This window comes from Dactylosporangium sp. NPDC005572, from assembly GCF_040605515.1.
Taxonomy (GTDB): domain Bacteria; phylum Actinomycetota; class Actinomycetes; order Mycobacteriales; family Micromonosporaceae; genus Dactylosporangium.
The window spans coordinates 1-3,246 of the sequence record NZ_JBEXCY010000418.1 but is presented as its reverse complement, the minus strand read 5'-3'; the positions used below and the strand labels follow the sequence as shown (position 1 = coordinate 3,246).

Below are 3,246 nucleotides of genomic sequence, written 5' to 3'. Positions count from 1 at the left end.
AGTCACCGACGGACCCCATGGAAGGCAGGATTCCGTTGTCCTGCAAGCGTTCCGTGAATCGGAAAGACGTATAGTTCGAGCCCCTGTCCGAGTGATGGATCAGCTGACCGTCGCGGACCTCGCGGGACCAGATGCCGTACTCGAGGGCGCCCAGGATCAGGTCGGTGTTGCAGCGGTCGGAGGTCTTCCAGCCGACGATCCGGCGGGAGAAGGCATCCCGGACGGCTGCCAGCCAGAACACTCCTTCGCCACACGGGATTCGGGTGGCGTCGGCCACCCAGAGCCGGTTCGGGCCGGCCGCGGTGAAGTTGCGGTTGACCAGGTCCGGTGCCGGCGTGTGTCGCGGGTCCTGCCGGGTAGAGCCGCCGCGCCAGCCGCGGCGCAGGAACGCACCCTGCCAGCCCTGCTGGCGCATCAGCCGCTCGACACGTTTACGGCCGACCCGGATCCCGTCACGGCGCAGTTGCCGGTGCACCCGGTCCGCGCCGTAGGTACGGCCGGACGCTTCCCAGACCTCGTGAATGTTGGAGAGCAGGCCGAGGTCGACCAGGTTCCGGTCACAGGGCTGCTCGGCCTGACGCACCCACTGGTAGTAGGTCGACTCGTTGACGCCCAGGACCCGTAGCAGGAGCGCGACCGCGAAGCGGCCCGAGTGTTCGCCGACGAACCTCATGACCGTCGCCGGGTCGGGCCGGTGAAGTCGGCCCGGGACGCGGTGCCCACCCGTGAGGGCTGGTCCGTTTCTCCGGGCCGCTTCCCGAACCCGGCGTGCGCCTTTCAGCGCACCGGGCTCTCCACAAGACCCACGGGGCTCGTGGTTTCCTCGTCAGGCGGCTGGCCACGGTGACGGGATGATCGATCCGCGGTAGCGATACCGGGTCGTGCCCAGCTTCTCCGGATCGAACAGTTCCCGCTGCCCACGCGGCCACCAGCCGCCGCCGCAGAAGCGGCGACGCAGTTCCTTCCAGGTGACCTGGCGATGTTTCCGTCGCAGCCAGCGCCATACCGTCTGCCACAGGTACTGGCTCAGATAGGCGAAGGTTGCTGACGACACACCGGGCCGGAAGTAGGCGCACCAGCCACGAACTGCCTGGTTGAGCCGTCGGATCAGCTCATCCAGCGGCTGGCTCACCTCGACCTGCCGACACAACGTCTTGACCTTGGCCATCACCGCTTTCAGCGACTTCTTGGCCGGATAGGTATAGATGAAGTGCCGGTTGGTTCCCCTCTTGCGGTGACGCTGGATGCGCCACCCGAGGAAGTCCACGCCCTCGTCAATATGGGTGATCAGGGTCTTGTCCGGCGACAGGCGCAAGCCCATCGTCGACAACACCCCGGCGATCTCGTCCCGCAACCTCACGGCGTCGGACTGGCTGCCTCTGATCATCAGGCACCAGTCGTCGGCATACCGCACCAACTTGAAGTTCGGCAGGCCACGCCGCAGCCGCCCCGCCCTCACACCCGGGCTGGAGTTTGGACCTCCGGGCTGCTGGGCGATGTGCTCGTCCAGCACCGCCAGGGCGATGTTGCTGAGCAGCGGGGACAGGATCGACCCTTGCGGGGTCCCGGCGTTGGTCTCCCGAAACTGCCGATCCTCTCCGAGGATCCCCGCCTTCAGGAACGCCTTCACCAGGCCCAGGACGCGTTTGTCGGTGATCCGGCCACGAACCCGACCCATCAGGGCCGTGTGGTCGATCTCATCGAAGCAGGCCTTGATGTCACCTTCCACGATCCAGTCATATCGGCGCGGATTCGTGGCCAGGTAACGGATTTCGGCCACCGCGTCATGAGCCCGGCGTCCCGGACGGAACCCATAGGAGCATGGGAGGAAGTCCGCCTCGAAGATCGGCTCCAACACCAGTTTCACCGATGCCTGAACCACCCGATCGGCGATCGTGGCGATCCCCAACCGGCGCAGTTTCCCGCCCGGCTTCGGGATCATCCGTTCCCGCACCGGCAGCGGCCGGAAACTACGGTCCTTCAACGAGACCCGCAGCCCGCCGAGGAACTCCTCGACACCGACCCGCAACACGATGGACAAGGCGGTCCGCCCGTCCACCCCGGCGGTCTTGGCACCCTTGTTACTCCGCACCCGCTCCCACGCCACCAGCAGGAACGCGGGATCGGCGACAAGGTTGAACAGGTCGCCGAACGCTCGTCGAGGATCATCACGAGCCCAACGGTGCAGCTTGGTCTGGATCTCCAGTACCCGATCCTCAGCCCGCAACAGGGCCAACTCCGGATCGCAGGTGTTCACCGGCGACAACTCCTCTTGGCATTCCAGCATCCGCACTGCCTGTCTTGCTGGCCCCCTTCGCCCTGCGTCCGGCTCTCCCGGACCCCAGCGGCGGGTCGTTACGCCCGCGACTACTACGAGGCCTCCGCCCCGACCGGCCGCCCATCAGCGGCAACACACCTGCCGACCCCGGCCCTGGACGGACCGGGGACCGGCGGACGCCGGTCGGTTCCCACGTTCACCACATTGATCGATCGGCCAGGGAGGCGCCCAGCTCTACTCCGGCAGCATCGCCACGGCTACGCCGCAGACCTTCACCATGGCCTCCTCACCGCCGGAGCTAAACGGCTTCGGAGTCCACTCCGCAGATTCCACGAAGCGGTGCACTGCGCACCGGCCCATATCCACCAGATTGGAGCCGGCTTCGCTGTTACGGAGCGTCAAACACTGGTTCACTCGCGTTACACCTTCTGGCCTCGCCTCGACGAGCCCGCACCGTCTGGCAGTCCCGGCGCGTCCCGCCTTTGTCAGGGCCGCTTGCCACCCTCACCGCGGTTGCACGGATCAGGCTGCCCCCAGGCTTCAACCGGACCGCTGCGACGGCCCGGCGGGAAGGGTCTCTCACCCTCCTCGATCCATCAGCGCTACATGGCGCACAGCTCCGACGCGAAATAGCTGCTGGCAGCCCGCAGGATCTCGTTGACCCGACGCAGCTCGGCGACCTCCTCGCGCAACCGGCGGTTCTCCTCGGCCATCTCCGTCGTCGGCCGATCGGTGCGCTCGCCGGCGTCGGCCTCGGCCTGCCGAATCCAGTTCCGCAACGCCTCATGATGCACGCCCAACTGCTCGGCCAGGCGCCGGATCGTCGGCTTCGGGTCCGACTCGCGGTACAAGCGCACGGCGCGCGCTCTCAGCTCGTCGGGGTACTTCTTCGGCGCAGCCACGGATGCTCCCTCCCCATGATCAGTCGATCATGTTTGAGAAGCTCCACGAAAGCGGGGGTGGCTCAG

3 protein-coding genes are annotated in these 3,246 nt (G+C 66.9%); all 3 read right to left on the bottom strand.

Annotated features, from left to right (window positions below; all coding sequences use genetic code 11):
* A partial coding sequence (locus ABZS66_RS61120) for an IS3 family transposase (protein ID WP_354774102.1) occupies nt 1-673 on the bottom strand: 673 nt, incomplete at its 3' end.
* A gap of 153 nt (nt 674-826) precedes the next feature.
* Nucleotides 827-2,287, bottom strand: a complete 1,461-nt coding sequence (ltrA, locus tag ABZS66_RS61115) for a group II intron reverse transcriptase/maturase (RefSeq protein ID WP_354774104.1) — start codon at nt 2,285-2,287, stop codon at nt 827-829.
* Between the two features lie 593 nt (nt 2,288-2,880).
* The gene (locus ABZS66_RS61110) at nt 2,881-3,180 is read right to left on the bottom strand and encodes a transposase (protein WP_354774100.1); all 300 of its coding nucleotides are present in this window, start codon (nt 3,178-3,180) and stop codon (nt 2,881-2,883) included.
* Nucleotides 3,181-3,246: the final 66 nt, after the last annotated feature.